The organism is Rhizobium sp. PP-F2F-G48 (genome assembly GCF_004342335.1).
Taxonomy (GTDB): Bacteria; Pseudomonadota; Alphaproteobacteria; order Rhizobiales; family Rhizobiaceae; genus Ferranicluibacter.
The window spans coordinates 253,237-271,565 of record NZ_SLVH01000008.1 but is presented as its reverse complement, the minus strand read 5'-3'; the positions used below and the strand labels follow the sequence as shown (position 1 = coordinate 271,565).

15 protein-coding genes are annotated in these 18,329 nt (G+C 67.0%); all 15 read left to right on the top strand.

All coding sequences use genetic code 11. The features are described 5' to 3' along the window. Positions 1-101: 101 nt before the first annotated feature. The 15 genes from C8J36_RS18555 to C8J36_RS18485 all read left to right on the top strand — a co-directional run bounded on the left by C8J36_RS18555 (position 102) and on the right by C8J36_RS18485 (position 18,306). Positions 102-1,622 carry an FAD/NAD(P)-binding protein gene (locus C8J36_RS18555; RefSeq protein ID WP_132536854.1) on the top strand — a complete coding sequence of 507 codons (1,521 nt, stop codon included), beginning with the start codon at positions 102-104 and terminating at the stop codon, positions 1,620-1,622. Between the two features lie 185 nt (positions 1,623-1,807). Beyond that, entirely contained in the window at positions 1,808-2,362 is a 555-nt protein-coding gene (locus C8J36_RS18550) for a flavin reductase family protein (protein WP_062594046.1), read from the top strand. 143 nt (positions 2,363-2,505) lie between these two features. Next, entirely contained in the window at positions 2,506-3,519 is a 1,014-nt protein-coding gene (gene tauA, locus C8J36_RS18545) for a taurine ABC transporter substrate-binding protein (protein ID WP_132536853.1), read from the top strand. Positions 3,520-3,584: 65 nt separating this feature from the next. Continuing rightward, positions 3,585-4,376, top strand: coding sequence for an ABC transporter ATP-binding protein (locus C8J36_RS18540; RefSeq protein ID WP_132536852.1), 792 nt, complete (start codon positions 3,585-3,587; stop codon positions 4,374-4,376). A 104-nt stretch (positions 4,377-4,480) separates the two neighbouring features. After that, the gene (locus C8J36_RS18535; RefSeq protein WP_132536887.1) at positions 4,481-5,266 is read left to right on the top strand and encodes an ABC transporter permease subunit; all 786 of its coding nucleotides are present in this window, start codon (positions 4,481-4,483) and stop codon (positions 5,264-5,266) included. Between the two features lie 113 nt (positions 5,267-5,379). Beyond that, positions 5,380-5,991, top strand: a complete 612-nt coding sequence (locus C8J36_RS18530; protein WP_132536851.1) for a TetR/AcrR family transcriptional regulator — start codon at positions 5,380-5,382, stop codon at positions 5,989-5,991. Next, positions 5,988-6,590 (top strand): 2-hydroxychromene-2-carboxylate isomerase, encoded by a 603-nt coding sequence (locus C8J36_RS18525; RefSeq protein ID WP_132536850.1) that lies wholly within the window; start codon positions 5,988-5,990, stop codon positions 6,588-6,590. Before C8J36_RS18530 ends, C8J36_RS18525 begins: the two co-directional genes overlap by 4 nt. 43 nt (positions 6,591-6,633) lie before the next feature. Next, on the top strand, positions 6,634-8,070 hold the full coding sequence (locus C8J36_RS18520) for an FAD-linked oxidase C-terminal domain-containing protein (RefSeq protein ID WP_132536849.1): 1,437 nt from the start codon (positions 6,634-6,636) through the stop codon (positions 8,068-8,070). Positions 8,071-8,098: 28 nt separating this feature from the next. Further along, positions 8,099-10,450, top strand: a complete 2,352-nt coding sequence (locus C8J36_RS18515; protein ID WP_132536848.1) for a molybdopterin guanine dinucleotide-containing S/N-oxide reductase — start codon at positions 8,099-8,101, stop codon at positions 10,448-10,450. 241 nt (positions 10,451-10,691) lie between these two features. Further along, positions 10,692-12,371: an ABC transporter substrate-binding protein gene (locus C8J36_RS18510; RefSeq protein WP_132536847.1), complete on the top strand. Its 1,680-nt coding sequence runs from the start codon at positions 10,692-10,694 to the stop codon at positions 12,369-12,371. A gap of 25 nt (positions 12,372-12,396) precedes the next feature. Next, entirely contained in the window at positions 12,397-13,392 is a 996-nt protein-coding gene (locus tag C8J36_RS18505; RefSeq protein WP_132536846.1) for an ABC transporter permease, read from the top strand. Beyond that, positions 13,389-14,234, top strand: coding sequence for an ABC transporter permease (locus C8J36_RS18500; RefSeq protein ID WP_132536845.1), 846 nt, complete (start codon positions 13,389-13,391; stop codon positions 14,232-14,234). Before C8J36_RS18505 ends, C8J36_RS18500 begins: the two co-directional genes overlap by 4 nt. Next, positions 14,213-15,949: an ABC transporter ATP-binding protein gene (locus tag C8J36_RS18495; protein ID WP_132536844.1), complete on the top strand. Its 1,737-nt coding sequence runs from the start codon at positions 14,213-14,215 to the stop codon at positions 15,947-15,949. The genes C8J36_RS18500 and C8J36_RS18495 overlap by 22 nt, the downstream gene beginning before the upstream one ends. Continuing rightward, positions 15,946-17,052 carry an LLM class flavin-dependent oxidoreductase gene (locus C8J36_RS18490; protein WP_132536843.1) on the top strand — a complete coding sequence of 369 codons (1,107 nt, stop codon included), beginning with the start codon at positions 15,946-15,948 and terminating at the stop codon, positions 17,050-17,052. The genes C8J36_RS18495 and C8J36_RS18490 overlap by 4 nt, the downstream gene beginning before the upstream one ends. Before the next feature lie 138 nt (positions 17,053-17,190). Next, positions 17,191-18,306, top strand: coding sequence for an LLM class flavin-dependent oxidoreductase (locus tag C8J36_RS18485; protein ID WP_132536842.1), 1,116 nt, complete (start codon positions 17,191-17,193; stop codon positions 18,304-18,306). The last annotated feature ends 23 nt before the right edge of the window (positions 18,307-18,329 follow it).

Sequence of the window (18,329 nt, the reverse complement as noted above, 5' to 3'; positions counted from 1 at the left end):
CTTTCTATAATCCACTAAATCCTTAGAATTTCTTCATTTGCAGCGCGCGTCCCTTCAGGCGAGACTGTCAGCTCTCGAGTGCGATGGAACGGGTTCCCTTTATGACGATCAACGACGTGCGCCTGTCCGCGGCGATTCTGGCAGGTGCGGTTCAGGCGGGCCCGGTTGATGCGGCAGCGCCCCTTGCCGTCTCTGAGGTCGGCGCCCGCAAAACCATCGCCATCATCGGCGGCGGCTTTTCCGGGGCTGCGGTGGCCTATAACCTTGCCGGACATCCCGACATCGCCTTTCAGACCGACATCGTCGTCTTCGAACCGCGTGCGGAGATCGGCCGCGGCCTTGCCTACGATACCGCCGATCCGGCGCACCGCATCAATGTGCCCGCGGCGCGCATGAGCCTTCGCCCCGATGCGCCCGAGCATTTCTCCGCCTGGCTGGCGCGCACGGACGCCGCCGCCGATGACGTCGCGGCGGAGCGACCGGATGGGTCCCTCTTTCCGCGGCGCGGCGTGTTCGGCGCCTATGTCGCCGACAGCCTGAAACCGTATCTGGAAAGCGGCGCCGTGCGCCATATCCGCGCCGCCGTCACGGCTGTTCGCAGGGCTCCGGGCGGTTGGGAGATAGAGGACAGCGCCGGCGGACGCCGGAGTGCCGCGCTGGTCGTCATTGCCACCACCCACCCGCCACCGGCCCCGCCCCGCGCGCTTGTCGACGCGCTCGGCCACCACCCGCGGTTCATATCCGACCCGACCCAACCCCAGGCGCTCGCCGCCATCCGCCCGGACGATGATGTCCTCGTCGTCGGAAACGGCCTCACATCCGCCGATGTGATCGCCTCGCTTGCCGCCTCCGGCCATCGCGGCCGCATCCTCTCGGTCTCGCGCCGGGGCCTTCGCTCCCGCGGCCATGCGCCGTTTCCGCAGGAACCCTTCGGCGACCTGCTCTCCCCGCCGCCCTTGTCCGCACGCACCCTCGTCAAACGCATCCGCGACGCCATCCGCGCGGCGTCGGCCGAGGGCCTCACATGGCACGCCGTGATCGATCAGGTGCGCACCCAGGCAGCCGATCTCTGGCCGAACCTGCCCGTCGCCGAGCGCCGCCGCATCGTCCGCCACCTCCGGGTCTTCTGGGACGTTCATCGCTTTCGCATCGCCCCGCAGGTCGAAGAGGCGCTGGATGCGGCAATCGCAGCCGGTCGTCTCGAGATCGTCGCCGGTTCGCTGCGCAAGGCCGCGATCGAGGACGATCGCATCCGCGTCTCCGTGACGCGAAAAGGCTCCGCCGACCCTGTCGAGCCCCTGTTCGATGCCGTGGTCGTCACCACCGGCCCCGCCCATGGCGGCATCCTCGACAGTCAGGCCTGGCTGCGAGATCTGCACGCCGCCGGACATCTCCACCTCGATCCGACCGGTCTCGGCATCGATTGCGATGCGCAGTCTCAGGCCCTCAATCATGAGGGCGTGCCGGACGACAGCCTTCTGATCTCGGGCCCGCTCGCCCGCGGACGTTTCGGCGAGTTGATGGGCCTGCCGCAGGTCAGCGAACACGCACGGCTCGTGGCCGCTCGCGCCGCCGAAACGCTCCGCACGCAATCGCATGCCGGAGAGATCGCGGCCCGTTGAGCGTGCGCAAATCGGAAAATCATTCTCCGGGGATGGCCGATCGGGGCATTCCCTTCTTTGTCTAGAATTCCACTAGACATTACGATGCCGGTCGACAGGTGGCCTGGCTCCAGAGCCAGGACAGGATCTCCGACGCCCGACACAGGCCGCCCGACCGCGCGCGGCCCTTCCCGAAAGACATTGCCATGAGCCTTTCCAAGACGTCTTCCCTCGCAAACGGCGCCAGTGCCTTCAACCAGCCGCCTTTGTCCGTCGTCCAGTTCGACGGTTCCGAACAGCTGAAGCGCGCCATGCGGCACGTCGCCGCCACGGTCTCGGTCGTCACGGCGGGCACCGACGACAGAACGGGCGCCACGGTCACGTCGGCCACTGCGCTCAGCGTCGATCCGCCGACGATGATCGTCAACATCAACCGCTCCTCCTCAAGCTGGCCGGTGATCGAGCGCCACGGCCACTTCTGCGTCAACATCCTTTCGAGCGACCAGCAGGACATTGCCGACCGGTTCGCCGGCAAGGGCGGCCTCAAGGGCCCCGCTCGCTACGAGGGTGCCGACTGGACCACGCTCGTCAGCGGCGCGCCCGTGCTCCGCGACGCCCTGTCCGCCATCGATTGCGAAGTCGAGCACGTCATCGAGCACCACACCCACGCCATCATCATCGGCCGCGTCCTCGCCGTCACGCAGAAGGACGCCGAACCCCTGCTCTATCACCAGGGCGGATACGGGCAGTTCCGAACGTAACAGCGCACGCTTCCAAAGAGAAACGGCTGCCAAGAATGTCTATATAATTGGTAGTTTGTTGCTGTCGCTACCCGCCCGGCCCCGTCATCCTCCGGGGGTATCAGAGAAGCGCGGAAGAGGGCTTTCGCGTTAAGGGGGCAAGCATGAAATTCACATCATTCCTCGCGGCGGTCGCGGTCGGTCTCGCAAGCGTTTCCATCGCATCGATTGCGCAGGCGGCGGACAAGAAGGTCGTCGTCGGTTATCAGACGGACGCGTTGCCGTCCTCGGTCGCCATCGCCAATGGCGAATTCGCCAAGGCGACCGGCTACGACATCGATTTCCGCAAGTTCAATTCCGGCGCCGAGATCTTCGCCGCCATCGCTTCCGGCGATGTCCAGGTCGGCTATGTCGGCTCCAGCCCGTTTGCCGCCGCCACCTCGCGCGGACTCGACGTCAAGGCCTTCTACCTCTCGTCCATCTCCGGCATCGACGAGACGCTTGTCGTGCGCAACGGCTCGGGTATCGAAAGCCTTAAGGATCTCAAGGGCAAGAAGCTCGCTGCCGCACCCGTCTCGACGGACCACTACCAGCTGCTCGCTCTCATCAAGTCCTTGGGCCTGAGCGAAAAAGACGTACAGGTCTTTGCCATTCCGCAGCCGGAGATCGTCGCCAGCTACACGCGCGGCGATATTGATGGCGGCTTCGTCTGGGATCCGGCGCTGACCGAGCTGAAGAAGAACGGCAAGGTGCTGATCACCTCCAAGGACGTGGCCGAACGTGGCGCGCCGACCTTCTCGGCCTGGGTCGCGGCTTCGGAGTTCGCCTCTGAAAACCCGAAATTCCTGCGCGACTACGCCGGCGTGATCAGCAAATATTACGCTTCTTTCGCAGCCGACAAGGCAGCCTGGGCACCGGGGAGCGACAACACCAAGGCGCTCGCCAAGATCCTCGGCGGCACGCCGGAGCAGCATGCGGCAGCGCTGAAGAACCTCAACCTTCTGACGCCGGACGCGCAGGCATCGGCCGCCTGGCTCGGCGGCGGCGAAGCATCGGGTGCGGCGAAGATCCTCAAGGATACGGCGCAGTTCCTGAAGGACCAGGGCAAGGTCTCGCAAGTCCTCCCGAGCTACGCCGCGTTCGTCACGCCGGACGCACTGACCAGCCCCAGCAACTGACCGCAACCTTCCAACCTCGGACGCTGGCGCATCTGCGCTGGCGTCCTCTGCATGAGATGACCCCTATGCTCACAGTCGACCAGGCCAGCGTCTATTTCGCCACGCGCGACGGCCGAACCGTCCAGGCGCTGGACCGCGTGTCCTTCGACATCCCCGACAGTGGTTTCGTCGTGGCGCTCGGCGCGTCCGGTTGCGGCAAGTCCACCATTCTGAACGCGATTGCCGGCTTCCTGCCTCTGTCGGAGGGCACGATCGCGCTCGACGGCCGACCGATCTCGGGCCCGGGAGCAGACCGCGGCGTGGTTTTCCAGAAGGACACGCTGCTGCCCTGGAAGACGATCGCCGACAATGTCGGCCTTGGCCTGAAGTTCACCGGCGTGTCGCGGGCAGAGCGGCGGGACAGGGTTGAGGCGCTGCTGCAGCTCGTCGGTCTCGCCGATTTTTCGGCCGCCTATCCTTACGAGCTGTCGGGCGGCATGCGACAGCGCGTCGGCATCGCCCGGGCGCTCGCCCCCGAGCCGGATATCCTCCTGATGGACGAGCCCTTCGGCGCGCTCGACAGCCTGACGCGCGAGCAGATGCAGGAATTGCTGGTGTCGGTGTGGAAGCGCACCGGCAAGCGCATCTTCTTCATCACCCATTCCATCGAAGAGGCCCTGTTCCTCGGCACGCAGGTGCTGGTCATGTCTCCCCGCCCCGGCCGCATCGTCGGGCGGTTCGATCCGCCGTTCATGCGCCAGTTCGCCGAAAGCGGAGACGCCCGCGCGGTCAAGACCGCGCCGGAATTCGCCGAATTGCGCGAGGAGATCCGCGCCATGCTGCACGCCACGGACACTGTGAAGAGAGACGCCGCATGAGCGAGATCACCCAATCCATCGTCCTTCGCGCCGACCAGATCCACGCGCAGACCGGCACCCCTGCCCGGGCGGCCTCCGTCGCGCGTCCCGTCCGGACGGTGGAGATGACCAGCTTCGGCATCGCCGGTCGCCCGACGGCCGTCATCAGTCTCGTCACCGCCGTGGCCATTCTGCTTGCCTGGTGGGCGACGTCGCGGTTCGGCCTCGTTTCCCCCCTCTTCCTGCCGGCGCCGGCCGAAGTCGTCACGCAGTTCGCCAACATCTATCGGGATGGCTATGCGGGCGCGTCGCTCGGCGAGCACCTGTTCGCCAGCCTGTTCCGCATCCTCACGGCGGCCGCCATCGCCATCAGCCTTGCCATTCCCGTCGGCCTGCTGATGGGCGTCAACCGCGTCGCCAAGGGCGTGCTCGACACGCCGATCGAATTCTACTGGCCCCTGCCGCCTTTGTCCTATCTGCCGCTGATGATCATCTGGCTCGGCATCGGCGAGACGTCGAAGATCACGCTGCTGACGCTCGCCATGTTCGCGCCCATCTGCCTGTCGGCGCAGGCTGGCGTGCGGGCGCTGCCGATCGAACGCATCAATGCGGCGCGATCGCTGGGGGCGAGCCGCTTCCAGCTCTTCACCGACATCGTCTTTCCCTCCGCGCTGCCGGAAATCCTGACCGGCATCCGCATCGCGCTCGGCATCGGCTGGGGCACGCTGGTGGCCGCCGAGCTGATCGCCTCGACGCGCGGCATCGGCTTTATGATCATGTCCGCCGCGCAGTTTCTCGCCACCGACGTCGTCTTCGTCGGCATCTTCATCATCGCCGCCTGCGCCTTCTCCTCCGCCGCGATCGTCAGGCTGGTGGAAACCGCGCTCGTGCCATGGAAGGGCCGCACCTGAAGCGTTCCGGCCGAAGGGGCATCGCCCTTACGTAAGTACTTACTTACAATACAGGCGCGCGCGGATCGGGCCGGAACCCCAGGCGCAACAGAAGGGCACCAGAAGGCATCAGCATGAAACCATCCGTTGCCCACCAGATCCTCGCCTCCGCCGGCACGCTCTTCTATCGGGACGGCATTCGGGCCGTCGGCATCGACCGGATCGTCGTGGAAGCCAATGTTGCCAAGGCGACGCTCTACCGGCATTTTCCCTCGAAGGACCATCTGGTTGCCGCCTATCTGCAGGACCGGCACGAGCGCGTGCTGCGGTCGCTGCAGGATGTGCTCGCCACTGTCGGTCCGGCGCGCGATCAGGTCGAGGCGATCTTTAGGCGATTGTACGACAAGGCCGATAGCCCGGAATTCCGGGGCTGCGCCTTCGCCCTTGCCGTCGCCGAACACGGCGATTCCGAGCGCGTCACGACGATCGCACGCACCCACAAGGCCGCCATCGGCGACGTCTTCCGCCGGGTGCTCGCCACCGTCACGGACATGCCGGATCGGCCCGCCGCCCACCTTGCCCTTCTCTACGAGGGCGCCCTGTCGACGGTCGCCGTCGGACGCGATCCGCAGGCCGTGCTGGTGGCCTGCGACTGTGCGCTTCTCGTCTGCGACGCCGCGATATCCCCATCTCTCCGGGCCGGATATCGTCCGGCCGGGTCCCTTCCTGAAAGAAAAAGCGCATGACGAAAACCATCGATTATTTCTTCGGCATCGGCTCCCCTTTCGCCTTCATCGGGCTCGAACCGTTTCGCACGCTCACGGAACGCCATGGCGCGACCATCCGCCCCTATCTCATCCCCGTGATCGAGGACAATGGCGGCATCTATTCGCGCAACCGGCCCGAGCCGCGCCGGACCTACTGGCTCAAGGACCTGAAGCGCTGGGCGGCCCATCGCGGCAGGACGCTGACCTTCGAGAACCGCGCCGCCCTCTCCGATCCGACGCCGGCCGGCTTTCTCGTGCTGGCCGCCATCGAGACCGGCAGGGACTGGCTGGGTCTCACCGCGGCCTTGCAGGAGGCCTTCTGGAGCCGTGCCGCCGACATCGGCAACCCCGAGGTGCGCATCGCCGTCGCGGAGGCCGCGGGCCTCGACGGCGCGGCCCTCGAAGCGCTGGCGCAGTCGCGAGCGATCCACGACATCTGGGCATCCAACCGGCAGATCGCCGCCGCCGCCGGCGTCTTCGGCCTGCCGACCTACCGCTTCGAGAACGAACTCTATTGGGGCCAGGACAGCCTCCCCTTTCTCGAACACCACCTGAACGGCGAAACGCCGATCGCCTGATCGCGGACCCGCCGCCGTCGATCCCCTGTTTCCGGAGTCCATCATGTCCCCATCACCCGCCCTCGCCGCGCAGCCCGCCTCCGCAAACGTGGTCCCGGCCGCGCTTCTCGACGGGTTGAGAGCACGGTTCAGCGATCGGCTTTCCACCTCCGAAGCCCTGCGCGAGCAGCACGGGCGCGGCGAGTCGCACCACGCGCCGGCCGTTCCGGATGCTGTGGTCTTTGCCGAGACGACGCAAGAGGTGGCGGACATCGTCCGGCTCTGCGCGCAGGCCGGCGTGGCGGTCATTCCCTATGGCACCGGCACCTCGCTCGAAGGTCATCTCTCGGCGCTGCACGGCGGCGTCAGCATCGATCTCTCGCGCATGACGAAGATCCTGCGGATCGGTGCGGAGGATCTGGACTGCACGGTCGAGGCGGGCGTCACACGCGAGCAGCTGAATGCCCATCTGCGCGATACCGGCCTGTTCTTCCCGATCGATCCCGGCGCCAACGCGTCGATCGGCGGCATGACGGCCACCCGCGCCTCGGGCACCAATGCGGTGCGCTACGGCACCATGCGCGAGAACGTGCTGTCGCTGACCGTCGTGCTTCCGAACGGCGAGATCATCCGCACAGGCGGCCGCGCCCGCAAATCCTCGGCCGGTTATGATCTCACCCGGCTCTTCGTCGGCTCGGAGGGCACGCTCGGCATCATCACCGAGGTCACGCTGCGGCTTTATGGCGTGCCGGAAACGATCTCGGCGGCGCTCTGCTCCTTTGCCAGCGTCGAGCAGGCGGTGGCGACCGCCATTGCCGTGGTGCAGCTCGGCATTCCCGTTGCCCGCATGGAGCTGATGGATCGCGGCCTGATCGACGCCGTCAACCGTTACTCGACGCTTACACTCGACGTTGCGGACACGCTCGCCTTCGAGTTCCACGGCGCGCCGGCGGCCGTGGCCGAGCAGGTGGAGATGGTCGCCGCCATCGTCGCGGACAATGGCGGGCGCGACTTCGCCTTCGCCAGCACACCGGAGGCGCGCAACCGCCTGTGGAAAGCGCGGCACAACGCGTTCTACGCCGTCGTCTCCCAGCGCCCGAACGCCAAGGGCTGGTCGTCGGATGTCTGCGTGCCGGTGTCGGAGCTTGCCGGCTGCATCCTCATGACGCGCGCGCTTCTGAAGACCTGCAGCGTGCCCGCCGCCATCCTCGGGCATGTCGGCGATGGCAACTATCATGTCGTCTTCGCCGTCGATCCGCAGAACACGGCCGAGCTCGCCGAGGTCGCGGCCATCAACAAGGCCATGGTGCACCATGCGATCGCCGTCGGCGGCACCTCCACCGGCGAGCACGGCGTCGGCACCGGCAAGATCGGCTATCTCAGGCGCGAGCACGGGGCCGCCGTCGATCTCATGGGCGTCATCAAGGCGGCCATCGACCCCCAGGGCATCATGAACCCCGGCAAGATCCTGCCCGACGACGCCTTTGCCTCCCAGTCGTGAAAGGCCTATCCGGAGAAGGACCCAGATCATGACGCCGTTCCAGCCACACAGCTCCCACTGGGGTGCATTTTCCGGCCGGCTGCGGGATGGCACGCTCGAAATCCGCCCGCATGCCGGCGATCCGCACCCGTCGCCGCTTCTCGGAAACCTGCCTGCCAGTGTCGACAGCCCCATGCGCATCCGCCGCCCGGCCGTGCGGCGCGGCTGGCTGGAGCACGGACCCGGCCCTGCGCGCAAGCGGGGGGCGGATGATTTCGTGGAGGTGGAATGGGACGAGGCGCTGGCGCTGGTCGCAGGCGAGCTCCGCCGGGTCTACGACACGCATGGCCCGCAGGCCGTGTTTGGCGGGTCTTACGGATGGGCGAGCGCCGGGCGCTTCCACCACGCGCAGAGCCAGGTCCACCGGTTCCTGAACACGCTCGGCGGCTATGTGCGGTCGGTCAACACCTACAGCTCCGGCGCGGCCATGGTCATCATGCCGCATGTGCTCGGGCCCTATGATCATGTGGAGCGCAAGAGCGTGACCTGGGATGCCATCGCGCGCAGCGCCGAGATGGTGGTCGCCTTCGGCGGCATGGCGATCAAGAATGCGGATGTGCATGGCGGCGGCAACAGCGCGCATATCGTGCGCGACAGGATCGCCAGTGCCAGCGCGCGCGGCTGCCGTTTCATCCTAGTCAGCCCGCTGCGAGACGACTTCCCGGCAGAGGCCAACGGCGAATGGCTGTCGATCACGCCGGGAACGGACGTCGCGCTGATGCTGGGCATCGCCCACGGTCTCGTCGCAGAGACGCTGCACGACCGCGCCTTTCTCGATCGCTACACGGTCGGTTATGAGCGGTTCGAGGCCTACCTCACCGGCGCTTCCGACGGCATCCCGAAAACGGCCGACTGGGCCTCCGCCCTCTGCGGCATTCCGGCGGAGACGATCCGCACGCTCGCCCGCGACATGGCGCGCGCCCGAACGCTCGTCACCGTCAGCCATTCGCTCCAGCGTGCCGACCATGGCGAACAGCCGGTCTGGATGGGCATCGTTCTCGCCGCCATGCTCGGCCAGATGGGCCTCGACGGCGGTGGCTACGCCTATTCGCTCGGCGCGCTCGGCAACACCGGAAAACACGATCTCGCCGTGCCCCTGCCGACGCTCGACCAGTTCCGCAATCCGGTCGCCGATTTCATCCCCGTCGCCCGCATTGCCGACATGCTGCTCCAGCCGGGTCTTTCCTACGCCTATGACGGGCAGGCGCGTCGCTATCCCGATATCCGGCTCGTCTACTGGGCGGGCGGCAACCCCTTCCACCATCATCAGGATCTCAACCGCCTGCGCGCCGCCTTCCGCCGACCGGACACCGTCATCGTGCACGAGACCGCGTGGACCTCCTCGGCCCGGCATGCCGATATCGTGCTGCCGGCAACGACGACGCTCGAGCGCGAGGATATCGGCGCGGCCTCGGGCGATCCGTTGATGATCGCCATGAAGCCGCTGATCGCCCCGGTGGGCGAGGCGCGCGACGACTATGCCATCTTCTCCGGCCTTGCCCGCCTGCTCGGCACGGCCGAGGTCTTCACCGAAAACCGCAGCGCCCGCGACTGGCTGGCTCTGCTCTACGATCGGACACGCAAGGCGCTGGCCGAAGGCGGCCACGACGCGCCGGACTTCGAGACCTTCTGGACCCGCGGCGAGCTGCGCCTGCCCGTCGCGCCGGACACGGGCGGCCCGGCCCGCGCGTTCCGGCAAGATCCGGACGCCTTCCCGCTCGCCACGCCATCGGGGAAGATCGAGATCTTTTCGACCGTCATCGAGAGCTTCGGTTACGACGATTGCCGCGGCCATCCCCGCTGGTATCCGCCGCATGCCGAGCCCGAGGGCGCGGACCCCGCGCCACTCTACCTCGTCTGCAACCAGCCGCACCAGCGCCTGCACAGCCAGCTCGACTACGGCGCCTTCAGCCGCGCGACCAAGATCGACGGCCGCGAAGCCCTGCGCATCCACCCGACGGATGCCGCCGCGCGCGGCATTGCGAATGGCGACGTGGTGCGCCTCTCCAACGCCCGCGGCAGCTGCCTTGCCACCGCCGTGCTCAGCGACGCCCTGCGTCCCGGCGTAATGCAGCTGTCCACCGGCGCCTGGTTCGAGCCGCACGATCCCGCCGCGGACACCGCCACGTGCCTCCATGGCAACCCCAATATCCTCACCCGCGACATCGGCACCTCGCAACTGGCGCAGGGCTGCACGGGCCAGCTGACCCGCGTCGAGGCCACCCGCTGTGCCGGCACCCCGCCGCCGGTGCGGATTTTCGAGCCGATGCGGTTTGCGCGCGCTGAAACAGCCATCCTCACCGCGCCAAAACCCGACCAAAATAATCTATTAATTCGATAGAATAAGAACAACTGGTCTTTCTCATTTCGCGCCGTGGCCCCTAGTCTGGGCTTTAGAAACGAGAGCCGACAACCGTGACCCCGACGACATCTTCTCCCGCGATCCCGAGATCTGGCCACACCGCGCAAACGAAAGCCTGTTGTCCGGTCACACACGCTTAGCCAGCAAACGATCGATCTGCCGCGCGCGCCAACGAGAGCCCGCGGATTAAGAGAACCCGAACCTTTTTCAGGAAACCCGCATGACCGACCGCGTCTCCCTGCTTTCCCGCACGCCCTTCTCCCAGTCCCGCCGCCGCCTGCTGCGCGCCACATCCGCCGTCACGGCGCTCGCGCTTCTTGCGACACTCGCCGGACCCACCGCGACACTGGCCGATGACGCGAAGAAGGAGGGCGGTGATATCACCTTCCTCATCGACTCGCTCGGCGATACCTGGATCCCCAACAACAGCGCCATCTCCAGCTTCCAGGGTCATATCTGGGGCCATGTGGCCGACAAGCTTCTTTATGTCGACGCGGAGGGCAAGGTCAGCCCCTGGATCGCCGAGCGCTGGGAGCAGAACGACGATGCCACGCAGTTCACGCTGCACCTGAAGCCGGGCGTCACCTTCTCCGACGGCACGCCGCTCGATGCGGCCGCGGTCGTCGCCAATCTCGACATCTGGTATGCCGGCCGCAAGAAGGACGGCATCAACCCGATCGGCCTTTTCCCAAAAACCTACGATCGCGCCGAGGCGGTGGATGCGGCGACCGTGAAAGTGTCCTTCAAGAAGCCGACGCTCGGCTTCATTCCGACGCTCGGCTATCACGGCTCCATCCTGATCTCGCCGAAGACGCTTGCCCAGCCGGCTTCCGAACAGGCGGATCTTTCGAAAACCTCCGGCAGCGGCCCTTATGTGGTCGAATCCTGGAAGGAAGGCGACCATGTCACGCTGACCAAGCGCAAGGATTACAACTGGGGGCCGGCTGCGGTCGGCCACACCGGTCCGGCCTTCCTCGATACCATCACCTACAAGCTCGTCTCCGAGCCGTCGCTGCGCGTCGCCTCCGTCCAGTCCGGGCAGGCCGATGTCGCCTACAACGCTTCGCCCCAGGAACTGTCGTCGCTGAAGGACGAAGGCTTCACGGTCGCCACGCCGCGCTATCTCGGCTTCGTCAACGGCCTTGCCGTCAACACCAAGCTTGCGCCCTATGACGACCTGAAGGTGCGCCAGGCCTTGCAGGCCGGCATCAACCGGCAGGAGATCATCGACACCGTCTATACGCCCGACTGGAAGCTTGCGACCTCCTTCATCCAGAGCAACGTGCCCGGCGCGACCGATCACGGCGATCTCTTGGCCTACAATCCCGAAAAGGCCGAGACGCTGCTCGACGAAGCCGGCTGGGTGAAGGGCGCGGACGGCGTGCGCGTCAAGGACGGCAAGCCCCTGCTGCTGACGCTCCATTCCAACCCCTATCTCGCGACGTCCAAATCCGTGGACGAGCTGATCGCCCAGCAGCTCGGCAAGATCGGCTGGAAGGTCGCGATCCGCGCCTTCGACGTGGTGACCTATGGCGAGAAGGTGAAATTCGGCGGCGCGGCCGTCCCGGCCTACGAGGTGACGCGCAGCTTCATCGATGCGGGCACCGTGGCGGGCATCCTGACCAATGCCAACAATGGCGAGAACTGGTTCGCGCTCGACGACCGGGATCAGACCATCAACGACCTGCGCGACAAGATCGCCAGCGCCGGCACGATCGAGGCCCGCCTGCCCCTCCTCGATACGCTGCAGACATACGTGCTGGAACAGGGCTATTTCATTCCCCGCACCCAGATCGTCCAGCGCGTCTACGTCCAGTCGCCGGCCCTGAAGGGCGAGGTCTACAATGGCGTCGCCTATGCCAGCTACTACACCGCGACCAAGAGCGAGGTCGGGCAATGACGGCACGCCAAGTGGGAGGCAGGCAATGAACGGCGCCTATCCGACCTATGCCGCCAAGCGGCTGGCGCAGGCGGCCGTCGTCATCCTGCTGGCCTATGTCTTCACCTTCGTGGTCGTCAGCATCCTGCCCGGCGACCCGATCACCAGCGTGCTGCGCAATCCCCAGAACGGCTTCACCGAGGAGGAGATCGCGCAGATCGTTGCGGCGCAGGGCCTCGACAGGCCGGTGCTGGTGCAGCTCTGGTCGTCACTCTCGGGCTTTCTCACCGGCGATCTCGGCCTCTCCATGCGCTCCAGCCGGCCGGTGACCACGATGATCGCCGAAGTGCTGCCCTCGACCCTCATCCTCGCCACATCGGCGCTCTTTCTGGCGGTGGTGCTGGCGGTGGTCATCGCCTATGGTACGCAGGTCGTGCCCAGGCGCTACGGCCAGGGCCTGCTGCGCGCCTTCCCGTCCTTGTTCCTGTCGGTGCCCAATTTCGTCATCGGGCTCGTGCTGATCCATCTCTTCGGGTTTCAGCTGGGCCTCTTCCGGGTCATCCATCCGGACAGCGCCTGGGCGACCTTCTTTGCGGCGATCACGCTCGCCATTCCCATCTCGGCCCAGATCGCCGAGGTGCTGATCGCAAGCCTCGATCATGAAGCGGGGCAGGATTACATCGCGGTCGCGCGCGGACGCGGGCTGCCGCCCTTCCGCCTGTTCACCCGCCATCTCCTGAAGCCCTCTTCGCTGCCCGTCGTCACCGTCATCGCGCTCACCATCGGCGAGCTGCTCGGCGGATCGCTGATCACCGAAACGGTCTTCGGCCGCACCGGCATCGGCAGCCTCGTGCAGCGCTCCGTCAGCACGCAGGACCTGCCCGTACTCCAAGCCGTGGTGTCGCTGGCAGCCGTCGTCTTCGTGCTGTCCAACCTGATCGCCGATCTCGTCTATCCCCTGCTCGATCCGCGCGTGAAGCTGCTGGGGGCGAGAACCCCGCGCACATCCGCCCCCAAGCCTGCGGGAGCAACAGCCCCATGACGCTTCTCTCCACCGCCGCGGCCGCCCGTCTGGCGCCGCCACGCCGCCGGCCGGCGCTGCCGCCGCTTCCCGTCGCGGCGTCGCTCGTCTTCGTCGCGCTGGTCATCGCCTGGTCGCTCGCGCCCGGCCTCTTCACCGGTCACGATCCGATCGCCGGCGTGCCGGCCGACAAGCTGCTGGGCCCGAGCCTTGCCCACTGGTTCGGCACCGATCATCTCGGCCGCGACGTCTTTGCCCGCGTCGTCTTCGGTAGTGCCTCCTCCGTCACCAGCGCGCTCATCGCCGTCGTCATCGGCGTTCTCGCCGGCGGGCTCATCGGGCTGGTCGCGGGCTTTCTCGGTGGCTGGGTCGATACGGTGCTCGCCCGATTCGTGGATGTGCTGCTGGCGATCCCGAAATTCCTGCTCGCGGTCATCGTCGTCACCGCCATCGGCTTCGACACGATCAATGCGGCGATCGCCACCGGCGTCTCCGCCGTCGCGGTCTTTGCCCGCGTCATGCGCTCGGAGGTGATCAAGACGCGGGAGGCGACCTTCGTGGAGGCCTCGTTCCTCTCGGGCGGCTCGCGCTGGCATATCCTGGCACGCCATGTTCTGCCCAACGCCTCGCGCTCGGTCCTGCCGCTCGCCGTGCTGCATTTCGGGGACTCGATCCTCGTCATCGCCAGCCTCGCCTTTCTCGGCTACGGCGACCCGCCGCCCGCCTCCGACTGGGGCCTGCTGATCTCGATCGGCAAGGATTATCCCAAATGGCCCTGGCTGGTTTACGCCCCCGCGCTCGTCACGATCGCCACAGTCCTCTCCGTTAACAGGATCAGCCGATGGCTCCGCACGACAGACTGACCGCCGCCTTTCCGCACAGCCTTGCAGGCGAGCATCCGGCGCCGCTCCTAGAGGTCGAGGCCCTCGACGTCTCCTACGGCGCAACCCGCGTCGTCACCGATGTCGGCTTTTCGCTCGGTCGCGGCCGGAGCCTCGCGCTCATCGGCGAATCCGGCTCCGGCAAGTCCACCATCGCCCGCACCGTCCTGCGCCTCCTGCCCGGTTCGGCCCATGTCGAAGGCCGCGTCTCCTTCGACGGCGAGGACATTCTGGGGCTTTCCGAGCGTCGCTTCCGGCCGTTGCGCGGGCGGGCCATCGGCTTCGTGCCGCAGGACCCGGGAAACGCGCTCAACCCCGTGCGCACCATCGGTTCGCAGGCGATGGAGGCCGCTGCGCTGACCGACGCGCGCGACCCGCGCATCGCCAGGGAGCGGATCCTCGAAACCTTCGCGGAGGTCGGGCTCGACAATCCCAGACGCGTCTTCGACAGCTATCCGCACCAGCTTTCGGGCGGCATGCTCCAGCGCGTGCTGATCGGCCTTGCCGTCCTGCCCCGACCGCTGCTGCTGGTCGCGGACGAGCCGACCTCGGCCCTCGACGTCACGATCCAGAAGCACATTCTCGACCTCCTCTCCCGCCTCCGGGAAGACCTCGACATCAGCCTGCTGCTGATCACCCACGATCTGGCCATCGCGGCCGAACGGGCCGACAGCATCGTCGTGCTGAAAGACGGCAGCGTGCAGGAGGCGGGCCCCACGGCCACGGTCTTCGTAGCGCCGACCTCCCCTTATGCCCGCAAGCTGCATGCCGACGTGCCGGCGCTGAACCCGGACCGCTATTCGGCGCTGCGCGATCTCGGTTTGCGTCGCCTTGCCGATCAGGGCCAGGCCCCGAAGATCGCAGTCCGTAAGCTTACCAAGACCTTCGAGGTGGACGGCAAGGTGTTGACAGCTGTCAACAACGTCTCCTTCTCGGTGTCCCCGGGCACGACTCATGCGCTGGTCGGCGAGTCCGGGTCCGGCAAGACGACGACCATCCGGCTGCTGCTGGGGCTGGAGCAGCCCGATAGCGGCGAGATCAGCGTCGCGGGCGAGACGCTCACCGGGCGCACGCGCCGTTCGATGCAGGCGGCCTGGCGGCATCTGCAGCTCGTCTACCAGAACCCGTTCACCTCGCTCGACCCGACCTGGACGGTCGAGCGTCTGGTGCGCGAACCGCTCGACCGGTTCCGGATCGGAACGCCGAAAGAGCGGGCCGAATGGGTGCGCGCGGCGCTCGTCGATGTCGGGCTCGGCGCGCATCTGGTCACTCGCAAGCCGCAGGCGCTTTCCGGCGGGCAGCGCCAGCGGGTGGCGATTGCCCGGTCGCTGGTGCTGCGGCCCGACGTGATCGTGCTGGACGAGCCGACCTCTGCGCTCGATGTCAGCGTGCAGGCCGATATCGTCGCGGTGCTGCTCGAGCTTCAGGCAAAGCTCGGGCTGACCTATGTGTTCGTCTCCCACGATCTCGCGCTGGTGCGCCAGCTCGCCCACACTATCTCCGTCATGCGCCACGGCCGCATCGTCGAGCATGGCACGGTCCGCGACATCTTCGAGACCCCGCGGGACCCTTATACGGCGGCCCTGCTGCACTCGATCCCGTCGAGCACGGTCGTTCCCGCTCGCACGCGCAGCCCGCGGCCGGCGCCGCAAGCCGTTGTCGGGTCGGCGGTTATCGGGCAAGAGCAGATCGCATGACCGCCGCCCCTGCGCCGACCCTTGCCGAGGATCCGGCACCTGTTTCAAAGGGAACGTTCCGGCCGAAAACGCGCATCGGCTTCAACACCCGCGTCGCCTTCAACGACGAGGCGGGCCCGGCGCAGGGCATGCGCGACGGCATCGCGCTCTACATGGCGGCGGAGCGGCTGGGTTATCAGTCCGGATGGGTCTATCAGCGGCATTTCGACCACTATCTGTCGTCGCCGCTGCCCTTCTTTGCCGCCGCCGGACAGCATGCGCGGCGCATCACCTTCGGCTCCGCCGTCATCCCCATGCGCTATCAGGACCCGATCCTTCTGGCGGAGGCCGCCGGCACCACCGATCTCCTGCTCGATGGCCGGCTGGAACTGGCGATCGCGACCGGCGCCAACGCCGCGTTCGATGCGGTCTTCGGAACGGTCGGATCGGATGCGCGAACGGAGGCAAAGCGCCGACAGGCGCGTTTCCTGGCCGCCGTTCGGGGCGAGGTGTTGCACACGGTGGCCGGCCCCGGCGAAGGCGCGCCGGAGGGGACGGCGCTGCGGGTGACGCCGCACAGCCCGACGCTCGCCGCGCGGATCCGACAGGGTTCGGCAAGCCTTGCCTCGGCCGTGCAGGCGGCAGACCTCGGCATCGGGCTCGTCTGCGGCACCGTCCAGCACGATCATGAGGCGGGCGAAACCTTCGGCGCCTATCAGGCGCGGGGCATCGCCGCGTTCCGGGCCCGCTGGCGCGCGCTCTGGGGCACGGAGCCGCCGCCGGTCACGGTCGCCGCCTCCGTGCTGGCGTCAACCGCGCCGGATCGCCTCGAAACCTACGCCGCCTACGATGCCGAGCGGCGCACCCTCGGCATTGCCGCCTCGCGGCCGAGAGGGGCGCTGACGCCGGTTGCCGCCCAGCCGCCGGGAACGCAGATTTCGCCCGTCTTCCATGGCACGCCGGACCGGGTGATCGCGGCGATCCTCGCCGATCCCGGCCTCAGCGCCGCCGACGAGATCATCCTCTTCCTGCCGCCCGGCTTCGGCCTTGCCGAGAACACGCGTGTGCTGACCGACTTCGCCGCGACGGTCGCCCCGAGCCTTGGCTGGTCGCCGTCCTGGTGAAACCGGCAATCCGGAGGAATATTTTCTATAGAATAAGTAGAAATAGAACGACCTGTCTTCCTTGGCGTCATCCCGGACCCTAGGCTGACACCATCATCGGCCTCCGGTGGGCGCCGATATCCGATAGGAGACAGCCTCATGCCTGCAGAGTTCATCAGCGTTACCTTTCCGAACGAAAGCAACGACCTCCACCCCCAGCCGGAGCTGCCGATCGATCCCGCCTATCTGCAGCGCTATGCGCGCACGCTCGATGATTACGGCTTCAACTACACGCTGGTTCCCTACGCATCGTCGTCCTTCGACCCCTTCACCATCGGCGCGACGATCCTTGCGCACACGAAGAACCTCAACATCATCGTCGCGCTCAGGCCGAACACCGTCTATCCCACGGTCGCGGCGAAAGCGCTCGCCACGCTCGACCAGTTGAGCGGCGGCCGTGTCGTCGTCCACTTCATTGCCGGCGGCAGCGACGAGGAGCAGGCCCGGGAGGGCGATTTCCTGAACAAGGAAGAGCGCTATGAGCGGCAGGAGGAGTACATCCGCATCCTCCGCCTCGCCTGGAGCGCCACCGAGCCCTTCGACTTCGACGGGACATACTACCAGTTCAAGCAGTTCCGCAGCGCCGTCCGCCCGACCAAGGGGCATATTCCCATCTCGCTCGGCGGCTCGTCGGAGGCCGCCTACCGCATCGGCGGGTCGCTCTGCGACATCTTCGGCCTCTGGGGCGAGCCGCTGGCCGAGACCAAGCAACAGATCGACCGGGTCTACGAGGAGGCCGCCAAGGCCGGACGGACGGACCGGCCGCGCATCTGGGTCACCTTCCGCCCGATCATCGCCGAAACCGACGAACTGGCCTGGGTGAAGGCCCACGCGGTGCTCGACCAGCTCAATGCGAACCGTGAAAAGGGGCTGTCCCGCAAGCCCGTCTCGGCTGCGCCGCCGGCCAATGTCGGCTCGCAGCGGCTCCTCGATATCGCCGCGCGCGGCCATGTCCACGACCGGGCGCTCTGGTACCCCACCGTCACCGCCACCAATGCCAGCGGTGCGACCACGGCCCTCGTCGGCTCGCCGCAGACCATTGCGGACTCCATTCTCGACTATATCGATCTCGGCGCCGACCTGATCTCGATCCGCGGCTATGACAATTACAACGACGCGGTGGACTATGGCCGCTACGTCCTGCCGCTCGTGCGGGAGGGGATCCGCGCCCGGGAAGAGGCTGGCAGCGCCGCGGACAAGAAGGCTGCGGCTTGACCCGCGCTGCGGCAACCGGACGC

What these genes read in the sequence shown, in the direction of transcription:
- C8J36_RS18555 (WP_132536854.1), top strand. Translation starts at nt 102, where the DNA reads ATGACGATCAACGACGTGCGCCTGTCCGCGGCGATTCTGGCAGGTGCG.
- C8J36_RS18550 (WP_062594046.1), top strand. Translation starts at nt 1,808, where the DNA reads ATGAGCCTTTCCAAGACGTCTTCCCTCGCAAACGGCGCCAGTGCCTTC.
- tauA (WP_132536853.1), top strand. Translation starts at nt 2,506, where the DNA reads ATGAAATTCACATCATTCCTCGCGGCGGTCGCGGTCGGTCTCGCAAGC.
- C8J36_RS18540 (WP_132536852.1), top strand. Translation starts at nt 3,585, where the DNA reads ATGCTCACAGTCGACCAGGCCAGCGTCTATTTCGCCACGCGCGACGGC.
- C8J36_RS18535 (WP_132536887.1), top strand. Translation starts at nt 4,481, where the DNA reads ATGACCAGCTTCGGCATCGCCGGTCGCCCGACGGCCGTCATCAGTCTC.
- C8J36_RS18530 (WP_132536851.1), top strand. Translation starts at nt 5,380, where the DNA reads ATGAAACCATCCGTTGCCCACCAGATCCTCGCCTCCGCCGGCACGCTC.
- C8J36_RS18525 (WP_132536850.1), top strand. Translation starts at nt 5,988, where the DNA reads ATGACGAAAACCATCGATTATTTCTTCGGCATCGGCTCCCCTTTCGCC.
- C8J36_RS18520 (WP_132536849.1), top strand. Translation starts at nt 6,634, where the DNA reads ATGTCCCCATCACCCGCCCTCGCCGCGCAGCCCGCCTCCGCAAACGTG.
- C8J36_RS18515 (WP_132536848.1), top strand. Translation starts at nt 8,099, where the DNA reads ATGACGCCGTTCCAGCCACACAGCTCCCACTGGGGTGCATTTTCCGGC.
- C8J36_RS18510 (WP_132536847.1), top strand. Translation starts at nt 10,692, where the DNA reads ATGACCGACCGCGTCTCCCTGCTTTCCCGCACGCCCTTCTCCCAGTCC.
- C8J36_RS18505 (WP_132536846.1), top strand. Translation starts at nt 12,397, where the DNA reads ATGAACGGCGCCTATCCGACCTATGCCGCCAAGCGGCTGGCGCAGGCG.
- C8J36_RS18500 (WP_132536845.1), top strand. Translation starts at nt 13,389, where the DNA reads ATGACGCTTCTCTCCACCGCCGCGGCCGCCCGTCTGGCGCCGCCACGC.
- C8J36_RS18495 (WP_132536844.1), top strand. Translation starts at nt 14,213, where the DNA reads ATGGCTCCGCACGACAGACTGACCGCCGCCTTTCCGCACAGCCTTGCA.
- C8J36_RS18490 (WP_132536843.1), top strand. Translation starts at nt 15,946, where the DNA reads ATGACCGCCGCCCCTGCGCCGACCCTTGCCGAGGATCCGGCACCTGTT.
- C8J36_RS18485 (WP_132536842.1), top strand. Translation starts at nt 17,191, where the DNA reads ATGCCTGCAGAGTTCATCAGCGTTACCTTTCCGAACGAAAGCAACGAC.